This is a genomic window from Lysinibacillus sphaericus OT4b.31 (genome assembly GCF_000392615.1).
Lineage (GTDB): Bacteria > Bacillota > Bacilli > Bacillales_A > Planococcaceae > Lysinibacillus > Lysinibacillus sphaericus_B.
This window is the reverse complement of record NZ_KB933398.1, coordinates 916555-936089: the sequence shown is the minus strand read 5'-3', so window position 1 is coordinate 936089 and position 19535 is coordinate 916555. Positions and strand designations below refer to the sequence as shown.

The 19535-nt window shown below is 36.4% G+C and carries 20 protein-coding genes; 6 read left to right on the top strand and 14 right to left on the bottom strand.

Going from position 1 to position 19535, the window contains the following annotated elements; all coding sequences use genetic code 11:
- Positions 1–56 precede the first annotated feature (56 nt).
- The 5 genes from H131_RS04310 to H131_RS04290 all read right to left on the bottom strand — a co-directional run bounded on the left by H131_RS04310 (position 57) and on the right by H131_RS04290 (position 7572).
- Complete coding sequence (locus H131_RS04310) at positions 57–1130, bottom strand: glycosyltransferase (protein WP_010857838.1); 1074 nt, start codon at positions 1128–1130, stop codon at positions 57–59.
- A 143-nt stretch (positions 1131–1273) separates the two neighbouring features.
- On the bottom strand, positions 1274–2023 hold the full coding sequence (locus H131_RS04305; protein ID WP_010857837.1) for a hypothetical protein: 750 nt from the start codon (positions 2021–2023) through the stop codon (positions 1274–1276).
- A 1-nt stretch (position 2024) separates the two neighbouring features.
- Entirely contained in the window at positions 2025–5813 is a 3789-nt protein-coding gene (locus tag H131_RS04300) for an AAA domain-containing protein (RefSeq protein ID WP_010857836.1), read from the bottom strand.
- A 219-nt stretch (positions 5814–6032) separates the two neighbouring features.
- Complete coding sequence (locus H131_RS04295; RefSeq protein WP_010857835.1) at positions 6033–6587, bottom strand: NADPH-dependent FMN reductase; 555 nt, start codon at positions 6585–6587, stop codon at positions 6033–6035.
- Positions 6588–6726: 139 nt separating this feature from the next.
- On the bottom strand, positions 6727–7572 hold the full coding sequence (locus H131_RS04290; RefSeq protein WP_010857834.1) for an NAD(P)H-binding protein: 846 nt from the start codon (positions 7570–7572) through the stop codon (positions 6727–6729).
- Between the two features lie 121 nt (positions 7573–7693).
- Here H131_RS04290 and H131_RS04285 point away from each other — a divergent pair, with 121 nt between their 5' ends.
- The 5 genes from H131_RS04285 to H131_RS04265 all read left to right on the top strand — a co-directional run bounded on the left by H131_RS04285 (position 7694) and on the right by H131_RS04265 (position 12054).
- Positions 7694–8740 (top strand): PseG/SpsG family protein, encoded by a 1047-nt coding sequence (locus H131_RS04285; protein ID WP_010857833.1) that lies wholly within the window; start codon positions 7694–7696, stop codon positions 8738–8740.
- Between the two features lie 265 nt (positions 8741–9005).
- Entirely contained in the window at positions 9006–9191 is a 186-nt protein-coding gene (locus H131_RS04280) for an SE1832 family protein (protein WP_010857832.1), read from the top strand.
- Positions 9192–9218: 27 nt separating this feature from the next.
- The gene (locus tag H131_RS04275; protein ID WP_010857831.1) at positions 9219–10784 is read left to right on the top strand and encodes an ABC-F family ATP-binding cassette domain-containing protein; all 1566 of its coding nucleotides are present in this window, start codon (positions 9219–9221) and stop codon (positions 10782–10784) included.
- 396 nt (positions 10785–11180) lie between these two features.
- The gene (spx, locus tag H131_RS04270; RefSeq protein ID WP_010857830.1) at positions 11181–11585 is read left to right on the top strand and encodes a transcriptional regulator Spx; all 405 of its coding nucleotides are present in this window, start codon (positions 11181–11183) and stop codon (positions 11583–11585) included.
- A gap of 22 nt (positions 11586–11607) precedes the next feature.
- Complete coding sequence (locus H131_RS04265) at positions 11608–12054, top strand: MarR family winged helix-turn-helix transcriptional regulator (protein WP_010857829.1); 447 nt, start codon at positions 11608–11610, stop codon at positions 12052–12054.
- Positions 12055–12679: 625 nt separating this feature from the next.
- On the opposite strand, the gene H131_RS04260 is transcribed toward H131_RS04265, so the two are convergent.
- The 9 genes from H131_RS04260 to H131_RS04220 form a co-directional block, all read right to left on the bottom strand.
- Positions 12680–13228 (bottom strand): RNA polymerase sigma factor, encoded by a 549-nt coding sequence (locus H131_RS04260; protein WP_010857828.1) that lies wholly within the window; start codon positions 13226–13228, stop codon positions 12680–12682.
- A gap of 479 nt (positions 13229–13707) precedes the next feature.
- The gene (locus H131_RS24215; protein ID WP_010857827.1) at positions 13708–13845 is read right to left on the bottom strand and encodes a hypothetical protein; all 138 of its coding nucleotides are present in this window, start codon (positions 13843–13845) and stop codon (positions 13708–13710) included.
- A gap of 683 nt (positions 13846–14528) precedes the next feature.
- Positions 14529–15536, bottom strand: a complete 1008-nt coding sequence (locus H131_RS04250) for a hypothetical protein (protein ID WP_010857825.1) — start codon at positions 15534–15536, stop codon at positions 14529–14531.
- A complete protein-coding gene (locus H131_RS04245; protein ID WP_036129816.1) occupies positions 15536–16288 on the bottom strand; it encodes a hypothetical protein in 753 nt (250 codons plus the stop codon). The genes H131_RS04250 and H131_RS04245 overlap by 1 nt, the downstream gene beginning before the upstream one ends.
- Positions 16285–16827, bottom strand: a complete 543-nt coding sequence (locus H131_RS04240; RefSeq protein ID WP_010857823.1) for a hypothetical protein — start codon at positions 16825–16827, stop codon at positions 16285–16287. The genes H131_RS04245 and H131_RS04240 overlap by 4 nt, the downstream gene beginning before the upstream one ends.
- Before the next feature lie 385 nt (positions 16828–17212).
- Complete coding sequence (locus tag H131_RS04235) at positions 17213–17770, bottom strand: YfbU family protein (RefSeq protein ID WP_010857822.1); 558 nt, start codon at positions 17768–17770, stop codon at positions 17213–17215.
- A gap of 241 nt (positions 17771–18011) precedes the next feature.
- Positions 18012–18311: a S24/S26 family peptidase gene (locus tag H131_RS04230; protein ID WP_010857821.1), complete on the bottom strand. Its 300-nt coding sequence runs from the start codon at positions 18309–18311 to the stop codon at positions 18012–18014.
- Complete coding sequence (locus H131_RS04225; RefSeq protein ID WP_010857820.1) at positions 18308–18568, bottom strand: hypothetical protein; 261 nt, start codon at positions 18566–18568, stop codon at positions 18308–18310. Before H131_RS04225 ends, H131_RS04230 begins: the two co-directional genes overlap by 4 nt.
- The gene (locus H131_RS04220) at positions 18556–18885 is read right to left on the bottom strand and encodes a hypothetical protein (protein WP_010857819.1); all 330 of its coding nucleotides are present in this window, start codon (positions 18883–18885) and stop codon (positions 18556–18558) included. Before H131_RS04220 ends, H131_RS04225 begins: the two co-directional genes overlap by 13 nt.
- 433 nt (positions 18886–19318) lie before the next feature.
- On the opposite strand from H131_RS04220, the gene H131_RS04215 reads away from it, so the two are divergent.
- The gene (locus tag H131_RS04215; RefSeq protein ID WP_010857818.1) at positions 19319–19534 is read left to right on the top strand and encodes a helix-turn-helix domain-containing protein; all 216 of its coding nucleotides are present in this window, start codon (positions 19319–19321) and stop codon (positions 19532–19534) included.
- Position 19535: the final 1 nt, after the last annotated feature.

Genomic DNA, 19535 nt, shown 5'->3' with positions numbered 1-19535 from the left:
AGCAGGAAATCACATAAATCGTGATATCCTGCTTCTTTAAATATTATCGATAATTGCTATTTTCCCTTGTTCAGTCGACTGTATAAGTATTTTTGATTGTCTAGTATGCGCTTATCATTTGGTTTATACATGCGGGCTGCTTCATTATGCTCATGTGCATTTTCATATAGACCTAAGCGATCATACAGCTTGCTTAACTGCAATTGTGGAACCCATGTTGAATACGCTGGTCTTTGAATCCCTAACGTAGCTGGAGCTTGTTGTAGTGCTTGTGAATACCAATATATTGCTTCTTTGTTTTTTGATTGCTCCATAAAAAAACGACCGAGTCGACAACAAGTTTCTGGTCTAGGTTGATCATACAATAATGCTTGTAAAACGGACTGCGTTGCTTGTTTTGAATCCTGTAAATGCAAATAACAATCTGCTAAATTTAAGCACGCCTGAATATTATCCTCTGCAGAACCCAGCGCTAAGTCTAGAAATGTATGATATTGATTAATTGCTTCTAAAAAACGAAGATGCCTTTTTAATTCATTCGCGTAATGAAACGTTTCACTTGCTGAAAACAAATGCCCTGTTGCCTTTAAGTTCTCATATATTCGCATATTACGATCTGTATCTATTTTTAATGGTAAATGGGTAATTGCAATATCACTATGGTAGAGTTTCCCTGCTACATTTAGAGACTCATGGACAGCACCTTGCCACTGAAAATTTCGCGAGCGTTTTAGGAGACGGTATCTTTTTTCAGAAGTCTCAATTTCTCCGTCTTCATCTAACAGTACGTAATAATCCATTGAGACAGCATCAATAGTAGGTTTAAGTGACTTCTTAAGTTGTACTAGCTTTTGCTGATGTTCTGTTGTAAGAACATCATCTGCATCTAGCCATAAAATATAATCTTTCGTTGCCTTTTGGAAGGAAAAATTCCGTGCTTGGGCAAAATCATCACACCATGTATAATCAAAGATACGAGCGGTATAGTGTCGAACAATTTCTTTTGTACGATCAGTAGAGCCTGTATCAATAATATTGATTTCATCTACTACATGTTGCACTGAGTCTAGGCACCTCTCAATAATACTCTCTTCATCTTTGACAATCATGCATAAACTAATAGTTAGCATCTGTCCCCTCCTTTATCTAAGTAATATATGCTGGTTCTAAAATCATCAGCCTGGATATTTTCCCATTTTGCAAGAGGCGTTTTTCCATTTTATTAACTAAAGTAAAAAACGAACAGAGCTTTACGCTCCATCCGTTCGAATTTTTATAAATATTCTTCTCGCCATTGTATTTGTTCTTTATCAGTTAACTGCTGTTCTAGGATGTTATCCCATTGATTTAACAGTGTATTCCACACCCTGGCATACACAATATCCTGTTCCTTATCATGGAGTATAAATTCAAGACATGGAATATCATTAATTTGTTTGGCTTCAGTATTCACAATGGTCTCTATTATCTTTTGTGAGGTAGTGGATTCTTCATGTTCCTTCTGTAAAGCGGCGATAATCATAGTTTCTTCAAAATGCTCTTGTTGTTCTGACTCGCTATCCACATAGCGATATGGCTCTGGTAACTCATCATATTCCTCTATACTGTCTTCTTCAATAGGGAGAAATGTGTGATGACATGGGCTAAATAAAAGATTCTTTGTTTCAACAGCTAGCTCCTCTTCAAAAATACCCCGCTCCAATTGTTGCTCGCCTTTCGTTGTTAACCTGTAGAAATCTTCTCTATGTTCAATCAGACGTACCCGGGACATCAATGATACGAGGTCCTCAATAAAAAGCGGATCTACAAGTAATAGTTCACTTAATTCCTGTGCATTTTGAAAATCTGCCTGCTGCATGCTCATTAATAGCATTTTCATCAGGACATCCATGGTAGAACGTCGAATTGGCTCATAGGTCACTTCGACGGTGCGAATTGGAATACACCATTCAATTGACTTCACTACTTTCAGATGACGATTTTGTTGTAACTCTCTCATTAAACGTTGTTGTAATTTTGACATCCTATATCACCTGTCCTTCATGATTACGTAAGCCATTGTAGGATTTCACTGTTGTTAGAAGATTGCTATACATTTCACGCGTATCTTGATGTTTTGCACGTTTCGCGAACATATCTGCGCTACCGACTAACATTAACAGCTCACGTGCTCGAGAAAGCGCCACATTTAAACGACGGTAATCCCGTGCAAAGCCGATGTCTCCTCCTTTAGGTGTATTACGCACCATACTAACTAATATGACATCCATTTCCATTCCTTGGAACTTATCGACAGTTCCTGTTCTAAACTGTAGATGTGGTAAATGCAATTCCTGCTGAAGTAGGCGATTAATTTTCTTCACTTGTTCCCCATAGAAGCTGATTACTCCGACACTTTTTTGCGCATCTTGTGGTATACGTCCTGCCTTTTTCGCTTCAATGACAGCGGCATTTATGTCTGTTAAAATGCGGTAGATTGTTTGTAACTCTCCCTCATTGTAACGACTTGTTCCACCTTTAACCTGCTCCTCTAAATAAGGCTTTTCAGTTGGCATATCCACCCATAGTAAATGGTCATCACGACCAATGAATTGCCCTTCTAAACCATGGTCACGCACTACATCCGAATCTTGTAAACCACATTGTAGGCCATTTTCTTCCTTAGCGTAAAACGGTGTAATACTGTGCATGATTTTTTCATGCATACGGTATTGCAATGCAAGCATTTGCTTGTGAGTCGCTGGTAAATTATTGAATAAGCGCTCAAATAAAGATTCACGCAGCAAATTTTTCAACTCTTGTGCCCCATCAAAGTGAGGATTGTCATCTATCATTGATTTTAGTGTTTCCTCTAACGTATCATCGCCAAGCAATGGCGGTAATTGATGATGATCGCCTACTAAAATAATTTTCTTCCCCTTAAGCATTGGTAATAACAACTCTGGCGGTGTCGCCTTTGAGACTTCATCGATAATAACGACATCGAAGGTTGGATAGTTTTCCATAAATTCTTTACTTGCAGAAGCAACGCAGGTTGTTCCGATTACATTGGCATGTCGCACATATAGTTTACGAATTTCATCTAAATCATATTCTGTTGCGTTTTGTAGCTTGTCACGCCACTCCTCTTGCAATTTTTTACGAAGCGGTAGCTGCTTTTCTTTGCGTTGCAGTTCATCTAAGCTTGCTTTAGCCGATACAATTGCTTGTGCTACTTCCTCATATGTACGCTCTGGAGTAGACTGAAGGAGTTGTGTTATTGCTGTTACTTGTTTTTCTTTTTTCAAACCAGCTACATTTATATTCTTTAGGCTTTCTTCAAATTGTATTTGTTGTTGTTCAATCTCTTGTAAGCTTGCTTGCACCGTTTGTAGTGCTGCTTTCTTCGGTACAAGTTGCGTGTTTGCCTGCTCAACCGCTTGAAGCTGTTGGCGCACTGTCTGTAAAAAAAGTTGCGATTCTGATACAAGTATCTTCAACTGTTCTACAGATTCTTCTGGCATAGAGCCACATTGTGTTACTAATGTTTCGGCAAGCTGTTGAAGCTTTTCTTTATGTTCGGTATACGGCTTTAACTGTCGCAATAAACTTTGAACATCAAAGCTTGTAATAGCACATTCTTGATGTAATAAACTACCGATATTTTGACGCAAGGAGGCAAATTCTTGATCTTTATGTTCCTGCTGCTTTCGCAGTGCAACACCCTTCTGCCATACAAAATCCCGACGCATATAGAGCCCAAGTAAATAGCCTTCTATTTGGTCTCCTGGTGGGGTCTGTCCCTCTTGAAAAACTGTATTTAACTGTGCAAACACGCCCGTTAAATTTTGCAATGAAAATGACTGAACAGGCTGCTGCCGACTTTTTGCAAGAGCGCGTTCCTTCTCTTCAGGCGATACTAAAGCTTCCAGTTTTTCAATTGCATTGCGTAGTCGCGTATTAATGATCGCCCATGCCTCTAAATCCTTCGCATCCTCTAAATGCTTTACACGTTCAATTTGCTGTGCTAACACATGTGAAGGTCTGATGTGATAATGCTGCAAAAAGCGATGGATACGTTCATAAGTAGTTAAGGTACTAATAAAATTTGCTGCTTCTTTCATAGTTAGGAGTTGCTTACTTTCTCCCTCATATTTCACTTGAATTTCTTGGAACTGTATTGCCATTCGCGTTATCTGATCTTGTAATTCCTTATATTGAATAGCAGCTTGCCACTGGTCAATCTTTTTAGTAGTTTCTTGCAAATTTAGTTGCACTTGCTCTATTGATGCGTTTTCCATTAAAGTCTGTTCAAGTGACTGCACAACAGGTTCTAATTGCGAGAGCTGTTTGTCATAATGCTCTTTTTGTGCTTCACACGCTTGTTGTTCTGTTTTAACAGCTTTCAATTCTTTTTTTAATGCTTGAATTTCTTGTTGTAAAATCGGTTCATCAATAGCCGCTTGTTCTTTTGCCGCAATTTCTTTTGTAAGTTCTTCAAGCCATGTCTCAAGTTTTTCTAATTCATCATTCGTTTTAATAATACTGTTTTGCAGTTCGAGTTCACGTTCAGTAAACGTTGTAATTTCTTCCTCGATGGCCATGAGCGTTTGTTCACGCCAATGTAGTGCAACGTTTTCCTCGATGAATTTTTTGCCCTCTTCCTCAATACTCTCCGTACGACCATAGCGCAAAATACGAATTTCTTGATTGGAAAGTAGTCTTCCTAATGCATTATCAACCGCTAAATTTGATTGAGAGGCAACAAGTGTTTTTAAGCCGGCCTTCACATTTTGTTGACAGATTTCGGAAATAACCGTTGTTTTTCCTGTCCCAGGTGGCCCTTGTATGACATAGAGATCCTCTACAGATAGAGCTCCTATAACAGCCCGACGTTGATAGTCGTTTAAGTTATTGTGAAAATCTATATCATCCCGTTGCTTAGCTGTCCTTACAGTAGGACGTTTCTCAAATAATATTGTCTCTAAGCTAGGGTTGACTGCCTCCCCTTTTTCGAGCTTAGTAAACCCATTGCGTAAGCGTTTAATTTGGCTCAATGTTGCAAAATTACTAAAGCTAGCCTGCCTCGAACGAAGATTGAGTTGATCTTTTCTCGCCTGTTCTTGTGCGAAAGGTTTTAAGTCAATCTCAACCGTTTGCTTCCCCGCATTAACCTTTAATACTTGCCCGATTTCGCCACGAATGCCTTGAATACTTACACTCAAGCCATCTAACTGCTTCCATTCCTTTGCTTTCACATAAGGGCATACAAGTGTAAGGCGCGTAAAATCTTCATTGTAATAGCTTTGTTTAAATTCAGTATGGATATCATCAATTGTTGCATCACGCTCTTGGATTTTTAAATAGCCTTCCCAGCTTGCAATGCGCTTTTTAACATATTCCGTACGTTCCTCCGCAATTGGTAGTTCTCTTATTTTCTTATGAAGGTCTAACGGAATACCTGCCCCATTATTTAGCTTTGTCACGAATTGCAGGGCAGCTGGTAAACGACGATTTGTATGAACCGGTCCGCGCATATGCACGAATCGGATATTCGTTGCCAGTAAGCCTTCAACCTTTAGTACACAATCCATAATGGCCGTTTTCTCTGCTATTATGCCCTCTAACTTTTCATTTTGCTGGGCATTAAAATAGATCGACAAAAACGTTTCACCTGGTGTTTTCGCCTTTCGTTTTTCAATATAGACCGTAAATGTTTTTTGTAACGCAAAAAAGGCATGCTCATTTGCTGAGCATTCCTCTACCGCTTCCTTCGCCTTATTCGTCAAAATCAGATTACAGCGTTGTTTTTCTAGTAAAGCGATGTCCTGCATGAGCAGCCCTCCCTTCCGATTTCACTAAAGTCTTATTTTATCATATTGTAAAAGGATTCTAGAAAAGAAAAATCCCCTGCACAGTGATTTCCTTCCACTGTACAAGGGATTTTAGTTTTCTTAGATAACTAAGCATCCGTTCCACATGCTCGCTGTTACTTTGCGTCCTATAACTTAGCCGTGATAGGTAAAATCCATCAAACATGCATATGCTACTTTTTAATGTTGATCGATGGTTTCTTTCGGTAAAGTTTTGCTCATTTCACAATATTGTACGAAAACACGTGCCATTTCGCGTAAACGATTATGAACATCTACATCTACAATATTGTTATCCGCATCAAAATGTGATGTGTGTGTGTATACATAGTTTGGTGTTACTAGCGCACGGAAGTAATCTAAAATTGGTTTTAGTTGATTTTCTACTACTAAATGATGCTGGTATGTGCCACCATTTGCTACAATAGATACTGGTTTATAGCGCATTGTTTTAGGATGTAAGAAATCAAATGCATTTTTCAATACACCAGGTATCGAAGCTTGAAAAATCGGCGTTGCAATGATATAAGCATCAGCTTCTTCAAATTTTTGAATCATTTTTTTCATATCATCGTTTAATGGTGAACCATCGACGATTTGATGCTTATATTCACTAAAATGCATAATTTCTAAATTGAAACTAGCATCAAATTCTTTAATATATTGTTCAACTTGCTCTAAAATAGCACCAGTTTTACGACCAAACATCGTGCCATCAACGAGTAAAATTTTCATTATCATTTTGCCTCCACATTCATCTTCTACAATAATATTGTAACAAATGAATAGAAGCACGGGAAGAATTGTAACGATTAAAACCGTAAATTCAGTCTTTAGGCGGAATGAAGTAAACGCTCAATGGTGTAGAATACTTTCACTCCTCATCTCTTCGCTTAAATTTCACTTCTTCATCTACAACAGTTTCCTGTACTTTGAATTTATCTCGGTTGATGATGACATCTCGGCTGACTTTACCTTCTTCCTCCATTGCATTTGGTGATTTGTTTTTTTCCCAATAAAATAAATTCCCACGCGGGGCTCCCATATCTTTAACCTTCGGAAAATCTAACGAAGCCAAGTCCTGCGACGGATAAATCGTTATAGGAAGCTCTTTACCGTACAAAGCAATAACAATCATTGCCTTAGCAACCTGGGACGCTTCTATTGCACGAGATCGTTTAAGGGGCCCTACTAATAGAGGCTTTACAAACTTTAGCGCTTTTTCTCCTACCTTTTCGCCAAAACGAAATTCTGTGCGTTCTCCTACCAATAATGATGGACGAACAATTGATAAGCGCTGTAAGCCAAGTTCCATTAACTCATGCTCAAGCTTGCCCTTTACTCTATTATAGTAAAACAGTGAACTCTCGTTTGCGCCCATCGCTGTAATAACAAGCAGATGCGGTATACCACGCTTTTTCGCCAGCGATGCAATAGCTAAAGGATAGTCAAAATCTACTTTCTCAAATCCTTCACGTGATCCTGCCTTTTTTATCGTTGTTCCTAAACAACAATAAAGCTCATGGGCAAACGCAATATCATTTTCCTCTAATGTATCAAAGTTACGAATTTTCACCTCAAGCTTTGCGTGCTCAAACGCTGGCTTGCGACGTGCAATCACTGTCACTGAAACGTATTCATCATTTTCGCATAACTGTTCTACGAGTGAGGCACCTGTTAGACCTGTAGCCCCTACAACAATTGCTGCACGCATTCCCATTCTTATGTTCCCTCCTTCTACTAATGAAGTTTATGTATTAATTTATCTAATCCTAATTTTTACACATACTTGCCCATTTTTCACCATAATTTAAATAGACAGACGAAAGGATGGGATACATTTGCAAAACGAAACTCAAATACTTAAACCGAATAAAACGATTGTTTTCATTATTGAAAGCTGTATTGATAAAGGGCTCTATCCTTTTGAACGGGTTGCAACACTTGCAAAGCTACTCACACATGAGAAAGTTTTCATATTCGCAAAGACCCCTTCAAATGATGGGATACAAATTTTAATGAATGAAAATCTATCACCTATACTATTCGAACATTTTGACGAATTAGTCAAGCATATGAAGGGATTACAGCCTGATTTAATTGTTCGAGATGGTCGTAATTCTGAAAGCTGGCAAGTACACAATTTACGACCTTTCTGTAAAACAATCATTCATTTTGATGATTTTGGTGAAGGTGGCCAAGCCTGCGACTGCGTATTACTAGCACTCTATCAAGAAGTGAAAGATTATTTACCATCACATTATATTGGCGGGAGCTTCGCCTTTGCGTTACCTGATACATTCCAGCATGCAGAAGATATGCCCGATATTAAAACATCCGAAAATCCACCTCATATCGTTGTTGCATTTGAGGATGGGGACGAGCATAACTTAACTTACCGAACTCTTCGACACTTAACTCAGCTACAAATCCCACTACAAATTACTGTGATGATCGATAACAGCTACCGGCATGCAACCGATGATTTACAAATGATGGTGTTAAGTCGCCGCAATACTGCTATTCTTCGTGATAAAGACGCACTTCTAAAACTTTTACCTAAAGCTGATATCATTATTTGTAACGCCAACTACACACCTTATAAAATTGCCTCTTATGGTGTACCTTGCATCACACTAGCACAAACTGAGGCGGAACTATTACATGCATTTCCTCGTGAACATAACGGCTTCATCCATCTCGGTCTTGGCCGTAAAATGAAACAATCACAAATTCAAAACGCCGTTATGGAATTTTTGTTACATGATGCGAGAAGCGAACGCGCGGTAAAGAAGCAACGTCAGCTTAATCTCGTAAGCAATAATGAGACACTAGAAGCATTACTACTTGATTTTGCATATGACCGTCATAATATCGCTTCAACTTAGTGATTCTTTTTAGGTGGATATGATACAATGTATTAGAATTTTTACAATTTCGCTTTTATAAGCGTTTATCCCGTACTAAAGGGTGCTAAACTCCCCCACTTCACATTGATGAATATGTGGGAAGTTTAAGTAAAGATTCAAGCACCCTTAAGTACCGATTGGTTCAACTAATAAGCGGTGAGGGATGAAAAAAACCCTCACCGCTTTAAAGTTTAACTTTAAACGCGTTTGTCATACAAATAACCATATAAAGGAGCAATGTATCATGCCATCGAAAAGTGATATCGAATATCAAATAAAAGAATTAAAAATGGATTATATGAATTTACAAGGTGACATCGAAAAGCTTGAATCTACAGGTCATAACGATCAAGTAACACAGGCTGAACAACGCCTTGCCAACATGGAAGCAAAACTAGCTGAACTAAATAAACAACTCGCAGCACTTTAAGTAATCTAGATTTCTGGAGGAACATTTATGGCAATATTAACAGTTCAAAACTTAGGTCATTCATTCGGTGACCGCACACTTTTTAAAGACGTATCCTTTCGTTTAGTAGAAGGCGATCATATTGGACTTGTTGGTGCAAATGGTGTTGGTAAATCTACACTAATGAGCATCATAACAGGGCAAACAATCCACGATACAGGAAAAGTTGAATGGCTACCAGGTACACATTACGGCTATTTAGATCAACATACTGTGTTAACAGCTGGCCGTACAATGCGTGATGCCTTGCGTGATGCCTTCCTCCCTCTCTACAAAAAGGAAGAAGAGCTAAATGACATTACTGGTAAAATGGCTGAAGCAACACCTGACGAATTAGAAGTACTATTGGAGCAAATGGCTGAAGTACAAGATGCACTAGATGCCGGTGACTTTTACACATTAGATATGAAAATCGAAGAAGTTGCACGTGGTTTAGGTCTTGATGCGATTGGCTTAGAGCGTGATGTTGCTGCCCTTTCAGGTGGTCAACGTACAAAAGTTTTACTGGCCAAGCTTTTACTTGAAAAGCCAAAAGTATTATTACTCGATGAACCGACTAACTACCTTGACGAAGAACATATTACATGGTTAAAAAACTATTTGAAGAACTATCCGCATGCTTTCTTATTGATTTCACATGATACGGAATTTATGAACGAAACAGTGGATGTAATCTTCCAATTGGAATTTTCTAAGTTAACTCGCTACACTGCAACTTACGAAAAATTTTTAGAACTGGCTGAAATTAACAAACGTCAGCATATTGATGCGTATGAAAAGCAGCAGGAATTCATTAAAAAGCAAGAGGACTTTATAGCAAAAAACAAAGCCCGTTACTCAACAACTGGTCGTGCCAAATCTCGCGCGAAGCAACTTGATCGATTAGAGCGAATTGACCGTCCCGAAACAGCTGTGAAGCCTGAATTCGGCTTTAAAGAGGCTCGTACGCCAAGCCGTTACGTGGTGGAAGCGGAAAATTTAGTCATCGGTTACGATAAAGATAAGCCGTTACTACCTCCTCTGTCATTTATGATTGAGCGCGGTCAAAAAATCGCTTTAGTCGGCATGAACGGTGTTGGTAAATCCACATTACTGAAAACGATGCTTGGCAAAATCAATCCACTTGGTGGTCAGGTTATTCGTGGCGATTATTTAGCCCCTTCTTACTTTGAGCAAGAAGTAAAAGCCGACAAAATAACACCAATTGATGATGTATGGAACGCCTTCCCTTCAATGGAGCAAGCGCAAGTTCGTGCCGCTCTAGCGCGTGCAGGCTTAAAAACTGACCATATTACACGCCCACTCAATTCTTTATCAGGGGGCGAGCAAGCTAAAGTTCGTCTTTGTAAACTGATGATGGAAGAAGCCAACTGGCTATTATTTGACGAACCTACTAACCACTTAGACGTTGATGCGAAAGAAGAACTAAAACGCGCAATGAAAGAATTCAAAGGCACAATCGTACTCGTTAGCCATGAACCTGAATTCTACGAAGGTTTAGTAACAAAAGTTTGGAATGTCCAAGATTGGTTTACTTCTGGACAACAAAGCTAAAACAGATCTCACCGTCACGCAAACATGTGACGGTGTTTTTGTACTTCGAGCGTCTTAGAAGTGGAATGGCCCCTTAGACACCGTCGGTTATTAGCTTACGCTACTTCACTTCGTCTTCCCAAAATTCAATCAATCTACTCATAATTTTCCCCATCTCAGCATATAAACTACTGAAAACTATTAATCTTACATCATTGTAAGTAAATATAACGAAACTTTTCGCTAGTCCAAGCGTATATTCTAGTATAGTTGAAAAAATCTCATATTCTATTGACTTTTTTTCAATTAGCTATTGATTTACATATAGCTTACTAGTAAGATATATGTATAACCTATTTAGCTTACTAATAAGATATCCATTAAATATAATCTAAAAAAGAAAGCGGGGAATGAAGAATGACAGTTACAATTTACTCACAAGCGAGCTGTTCTTCATCCAGAAAAGCATTAAAATGGCTAAAAGATCACAATATCGAGTATAAAGAGAAACGTATTACATCACACCCACTTACTCTTGCAGAATTTAAAGAAATTTTAAGCATGACAGAAGACGGAACTGATGAGATTATTGCAACAAATTCTAATGATTTTAAAAATCTAAACATCGATATCGACCAACTTTCTATTCAAGAATTATATGCAATTATTCAGGCTCACCCTAGAATGTTGCGTAGCCCAATTCTAATTGATGAAAAACGTATTCAAGTTGGGTACAATGAAATGGACATCCGTCGTTTTATTCCACGTAAAGTACGTGCTTACGAATTAACTGCGATGACAAGATTGGCACAAGAAAGTTAAAACAGTTCTGGAGATGACCTATATGGATCAAGAAAAACAAAAAGCCATTTCCTCGTTGTTTGAAGTTGTCTCTTCCATCGAGCGCAGATGGGCAAACGAGTGGAATAATCATAATGTACTCGGCTTTTCAAAAACCCATATTTTAATTTTAGACTATTTATCGCAGGAGGGACCTAAGCGCCCTTCTGCTATTGCAGATCGGTTAAAAGTGACAACAGGTGGCGTTACAGTTTTAACGACTAAACTTATCAATGCAGGCTTTATCGAAAAAACGCAGCACGCAACAGACCGTCGGGCTTCACAGTTAGAAATCACAACCGATGGTGAAGATATTTTAGAAGAATCTCGCCAACAAGTCAGCGAAATCATTAACAATATGTTTGGAATGCTGTCAGCTGAAGAGGTACAAACTTTACGTGATATTTTCGCAAAATGTTTGCTCGAAGTTGATATCAATCGTCATGATTAAAAACTTCATTTGTACACCTTGCACCTATTGTTAGACTACATCTAACTTTTAGAGGTGCTTTTCTTTTTGGTCAGATTTTAAGGGCTGTCGAACTGACAGATAGAACCATCAAACTGATGGATAGAACCGTCAAACTGACGAATAGAACTGCCGAACTGACGGATAGAACTGCCGAACTGACGGATAGACCGTCAAACTGACGAATAGCACTGCCGAACTGACGGATAGACCGTCAAACTGACGGATAGAACCGTCAAACTGACGAATAGAACTGCCGAACTGACGGATAGACCGTCAAACTGACGGATAGCACTGCCGAACTGACGGATAGAACGTCAAACTGACGAATAGAACTGCCGAACTGACGGATAGAACGTCAAACTGAGGGATAGACCTGCCGAACTGACGAATAGAACTGCCGAACTGACGGATAGAACTCTCAAGACACCCTTTTCATCTCAGCGATTTTGGGGCCTCTAGCTCTATTCGATGCTCCACCCTCAATAAATTTCATCAAAAAAGATGCATTGCAAATTAAATCATTTTGCAATACATCTTTTTTTGGATTGGCCGAACGAATACTTCCGTCTGAGTAATTATTTTAGTGTGCGACCAATGCATTCTATTATGCTGGCAGCACAGCCTCCACTATTGATACGTCGGCCATTAGCATTTCTTTTAAACGCGCTTTCGCACGGAATAAACGCGATTTCACTGTCCCAATCGATACCTTCATTATTGTAGAAATTTCAGCAAGTGAATATTGGTCTATGTAGAAATACCACAATGTTTTTTGATAAATCGTATCTAATTGACCCATTTTATCCTGTACTAGTTTTGTGACAATGTCTTTTTCAATTTTTTCTTCAGTAGAAATTTCATTATTAGGAACCAAATCTAAGATTGGAACGTCTAATGTTTCAGGTTGATTCATCATGTACTTACTACGTCGTACTTTTTTACGATAGCGATCTCTAAATGTATTCATTGTAATTGTTGTTAGCCAAGCTTTAATATGTTCTACTTCGGCAACGCTATCCTCATAGCGTACAACTTTTACCCAAACCTCTTGCATTAAATCTTCCGCTTCTACATTATTGCGAGTGAGCTTTAAGCATAGATGATAAATATAACGATTAAATTCCTCATATACGCCTTCTAATTTTTCATTCATTGTGTATTCCTCCGCTTCTTGTTCTTGCTTCTATACACATTCTCGCAAAATAATGTATTACACTCTATCGTATTTGCTTTCAATTTCATTACAATCGTGTAAGCTTAATTGCTTTGACTTGTAATATTCGTAAAAAATGTTTTTCTACTATACTACCCTTCCCTTCTGCCAACAGGGCAAACTACTCATACAACGGTTTCTTCTATTTAAAGCTTTTTGTATAAAAAATGCCTGAACATAATAAACTATAGAGGGCATTGCTGTTTCAATTGGAATCGGTAAATGCATTTGTAGCACCTTGACTTTGTACGAAAAAAACGTGTAAACTAAAGGTGTAATGAGATTCCAACTACTCGGGAAGAATCTCCAAACGGTTTAGCGGCTAGGTGGCTCCTAGTCGCTTTTTATTTTGCCTTAACATGAAAAACACCGCCCTTCATGGCTAGTAAAGGACGGTGAAAAGCCATTTTTTTGTTTAGCTAAAGCATACGAATAATTCGATATAGCGTATCTGCTGCACGAAATAAATCCGTGGCAATTCTAAAGATGGCTAGTCTTTGAATGCGACGCTTTTCCGCATTGGCTTTTGCTCTTTCTACTCGGGAAAGGTTCTCCAAACGGTTCACCCCCTTTCGAGCGCAACCGTGTCACGCTTGGAGGCTTAAAAGTATGCAGACGGACATGCCGACCACGAGAATAATCATATCATGATTATTTGTAAGTACGTTCAATATTTTCAATATTAGCAAACAACCAATCATTTTCCCCTCGTAAAATAGACAATTTCTTTGGATTACTTTCCGAACTCTTAACCAAAAATACAATAGTACTACTATCAATATAATGGCTATTCAATAATCTCTCCCCTTTTGCATCGTTAAAAAATATTCCTTTATAATCAAAAATGATTATCATATAGAACTAATCCCTATTTCTACGATCCATTAAACCATTGCTATAATAGGATTCTCCCTAAGCATTATGCTATACTATTTCTATTATTTTTATGGTGCAAATTAGAACATAAAATAACTGTGAATCCTTATATATCAAGGTTTAAATGCCTTTTCAACAATTACAACAATTTGCAGGATAAAGCATAGTAAAGCATAGTTTTGGGGCTAATTGGGGCTAATGTGGGGCTGAATGAGACTGGATAAAAAAATGGCGAACGTGTGTACAGGAATGGGTAAGTTATTGAATTAAATAATATCCCAATACATTTTAGCTAAACAATAAATATATTTAAATTAAATAAAAAAAGATCGAACCAATAAAAACTGATTCAACCTTTCTTTTATTATGCTTCTTTCGCATCTTCCGACTTCAATATAACTATAATTTCTTCTGCGCTGATTCCATGAAAATCAGCTATTTCTTTAATAACTTCAAGCCCCATATTTTTAGTAAAATCTTGTTTAGTGGTGTCTCTTTTCCAAACTTCATCTTCACTAAAAATTTCATATAATCTAGGTATAATAAAACCATATATAATAATACTAGCTGCAATTTGTTTATCAATTCTTATATTCGGTATTGAACACCCTGGATTAATATAACATTCCGAACGGTCATTTAATATAAAATCTAAAGTATAATTTTGATACTTTAATACAACATGCAATGATCTAAAAGGGTGGAATTTACTAACAAAGGCTTTCGTTACTAACAACGATGGTGTATCAACACTATTCCCTTTAATAGTGTGATTTTCATCTGCAATATTGCCTACAAAACCAGCAATGTCTGATACTTCAAACCTTGGTTCTAAGATTCCATTATCCTTTTCATGTTTATAAAATAACCAATAAAATAAATCTGGATCTATCATATATTCTGTAATTTCTATTTCGCCTGTAGCAGTTTCTTTTAACTTATCACCAAATAGTTTTTTTGATTTATTTATTGAAATTAAGTTTGTGGAGTTTAATATGACATAAATACGCTCCCCTATTTCAAAGAAAACTGTCTGAATAGAATCAGTAATAGTACGTTGAGATTTAGGTAATAAATTATCTTCTTCATCAAACATGTTAACTCTTCTTCTAGAAGTCTCTATGTAAGTTTCCCTTACTAAATAACGAATTCCTATTTCATTAGGCAAAGTGAAATTTTGGATTTCCGTAGGGAAATCATCACTTCTACGCCATAGTGAGAACAATTGCTTTTCTTGATTTGATAACGCCTCTAATACCTGTTCACCAACATGTTTTATAGTACTTGAACAATTTATATTCAAAATATTTTCTTCTACCTGTTCAAGTGTCTTAATCTCTTCAACTATACTCAATATAGTAGTACCTGCCACTAGTTTTTTTCCTCCTTAAGATTAATTTTGAGTTTATTGCTATCTATCTTCACTAAGTATCTATTAATTATTTTAAATACTAATCTCAATATTTTTAAACTATAATAATGCGACCCTATTACATATTCGACCTGTGACTTGGGCGAATTGAAGTTTGTAGGACAAATAATTAGTTCAGGTCTTAAATCGATAGAGTCCTCTTCAATTTCCCCAGATTTTTGAACAACATGAGTCCAATAAATTCTAGTATTATCTTTTATATCTTTATACACAAAATTTTGATCAGTAGGCTTTTCATTAATCCAACCATTACTTATTTCAGTTTGATAATATTTAGGTCTATATTTAATAATAATGTCACTTTTCAAAACATTTAATAAAATATTAGTTAGCTTATTACCTCCACTTATATTTATATGAAAGAAGTAAACAGCTTTTGTTTCCAGCATTGTAGATGTAGAATAATTAATTGCAAGTTTTTTTATCTGATTATTATTTACATTTTTAAAATTAACTTTAATTTCAACAGGCTTAAAAACAATTTCAAAAATTAACCACTCTAAAAAATGTATAGCTAAACTAGCAAACAATACGGCTACAGCAGCTAAAATACCACGTTGTGCAGCTTGAGTATTTATATCAAATTTTTTTAGGACATCAATGAAAAAGCCTTCCTGTTTTACAAAAACAAACCAAAGGGCTAATATATTGGATCCGGCTTGAATTAAAATAGGAAAAATTTTCTTCATCAAATGGCAGTTGGCCCCTTTACTAAAAAATCAATAATCCGTAAACTTTCCCTTTTTAACGTGGATGAATTCTCAATAGTAATTGTTCCATTTGAAAAAATCCCTATTCTCTCTTGACTTTGATTACCTTGATCCAGAAAAACAATAATGCTTTGTATTTTCATACCGGCTTCAACAGCTTCGTGAATAAGCTCTTTTATCCCATTATTATTTTCTTTCCATAATGCTGATTTTAATTCCTTTACAATTTCCTCTTCCTGTAATTGCTCAGCATCATAAAAATTCACATCTTTCACACAAATATTTAATGTTTCCATCCTATTGATTAATTCAATAAATTTAAAATCGGTCATAATATGCTGCTTAATTTTTGCATTTTTCAAGTGTTTACTAATGCCATTTATAAATTCACGGTAATTCTCCGGATCTACCTTTACACCAAAACTCTCTGAAGATTTCCCGAAAATTACTGGTGCACCACCAACAACTTTACTAATATCCTTAAGGTTTTGATTTTTAGAAAATAATTTGTAAATCTGCATTTTCTTCACCTCCACAATTTAAACAGCCTTAAGCATAAAAATTATACTCATCTTTTTAATTTTATGCTACCATTATCACCATTATTTATTCCACATATTCCGATTAATTCCTTTAGAGAATTAATTCCAATGGGATATGTCCAATCAAATAACTAATTCCTTTGTTTCATGCTAATCATCCACTGTTCGTTCTTATATCTATCCCCACCTTTCATTATAAAATTCCCTAAAATACAATAATAATCCAAAATTATTTTGATTTGTAATAACATTTTGATACAAATACTACACCGCCAAAAGCTCGTACCGAATAACCTAAAAGTATGAGAGCAGTTAGTACTAATTTTTCAGGCAAAATAAAACACCCCGAAGGGTGCTAAAATGATTATGCATTTAATATTTCTTCTATTTCATCTTTAGTAAAATAGATATCATGTCTTTCATAACGGATTTCATCAAGCTCTTTTGTCTTTTGTACCATTCGCTCTAACGTTTCCATAGAAGGGCCAAATCCATGAGAATTAAAACTCTCTATTTTCCCCTCTTCAATCCATTCTTTGAATTCATTAAATCTATCTAAATCTTCTACTAAGAATTCGTAGAATGAAAGATACTTACATTCCTGTTCATCGTTTAAGTCAAAACCTTTAAACAACACTTTTCGTTCTTCAATAGAACTTTTAGCTTCAGTACAATTTTGTCTTGAAAAGTATAATTTACTATACATAGCAAGTACATCAAGTACAAATCTGCATTCTTCTTCATTCACTTCATCAGAAAAAGGTTCCGTTGCTAGTCCGTAACCCCAAGAATATCCACGTCTGAATATCTCGCTCATGTTCTCGTATTGTTTTTTCTGATAATCATCATCAGATAGTTTAGCTAACAGGTCGTATTGATTTGATAAAATTAATCTCTCTTTTAATGTAAATGTTTCACCCATTTTTTCACCTCCTTGCCCCAATCATAACCTAGAGGATGAAATATATGTAATAACTTTTTGCTCTCAAAACCACACCAAACTCAGCCCTCTATTTGCATTTCACGCATTCTCCAATTGGCTGTTTGATGCAGTGTTCAAAGCAAAAGAAAAAGTCTTACGTTGAGGTGTAAGGATCCTTAGATTGGCGTATATTAAAGTTGTACGATAATCTATATGTGCACTTCAAAGGGCATGAATCAATTTAAGCTGTAGCGTCTACCAACGCTGCGGCTTTTTCTTTCCCCTCGAATCTTCTTTCAATAACCTTACCAATGATCTTCACCTGATGTTCACGCACTACTTGGATACGTTCACCCAGCAGCATGATTTGATTACCGAAGCGGGTGAAGGGACTAATAAAATGCTCCCCGGTTGCTTCAAATACAGCTAAATCCTTTCCGTTGCTTCGAGGTTGTTCAACTGTTGAAACTAGCACCTCATCACCTTCTAATAACCCTAATAGTTCATTGTCATTTGCTATTTCTAATTTAAATCCATTCATTTTGCTTCCTCCATCCTAGACATTTTATTTTCTCTTAGAATTCCTTTAATATGATTAATCGTATCCAACACGCCATTATCAAATGCTACTTCCTCATAAATTCCACAAAGTTCTTTTTGTGCATGTTGCAAAGCTATCACTTTGCTAATTTCTTCTTCTAATCCGTTATTAACAAGCACCTCTGTTAAAGCGTTATAAGCAGACGCCTTAGCGTCCCATAATTCACCGAATCTAAGGTGTTTTGTTACTGAATACATATTGTTTTCTCCTCCTCTTCCAAGTCTTTTGCTTTTTGTTTTATCAACTCAGTAATTTCGATTAAACCTTTCCCTTTGTAGTCTATATCAAAAAGACTAGCTACATATTTAACCATAAATACCAGAGCACCATCCTCTTCAAACATACAACGTTTATAGGCCTCTAAAGATATAGTAGCTTCACGTTCACTCTTAACTTTTTCTTTCCATTCATGTAGCACAATACCTTCTACTTTGTGTATAAGTTTCAAAGTTAAAATACCTGCTGTGTTATCGCTACAAATCAAAAATCTACCGCTATAAATTTTACTTTTCATCCTCTCACCCAACCTCTGTATTATTTTTCAAAGCAGCTTTTCTAAAGTTAAAATCTATCATTTTCAACATTATGACCAAAAAACTAAGAATCTATTACACTAGATTAAAATTTTTTCTTTTATTTCCTGTCTTTCCCTTTATAAATAACTGCATATAGCCTTTAATCAAAACTTGAGCTATTCGCTGGCTTTCTAAATCCGATAGTCTGACCATATATACATCTGCTTTTGTAATTTGTCGGCTATTTCTAGTCTATTTACCGACTAACCTTAGATTGTCTATTTGATATGCTGTCCTGTTACTAATCACAGTGTACACTTTATAATTTACATTGTAAATAGTTTTGTACACTATTTTATTTACAAAGTACATTTAATGGTTTATTTAAATACTTTTTATGATACAATAACAATATAGAAAGTGGGTGTTCTCATGGAGCTAAAAACAACCGAAAAAATTAAAATTATACTTGGTAGAAAGAATATGAGTGTATCAGATCTGGCTGAAAAACTAGGTCAAACTAGACAAAACCTCCACAATAAAATGAAGCGCGATAATTTCAGTGAATCCGAATTGAAAGAAATAGCTACTGCTTTAGATGTAACATTCGAAAGTCATTTCATATTAGAAAACGGCGATAAAATTTAGT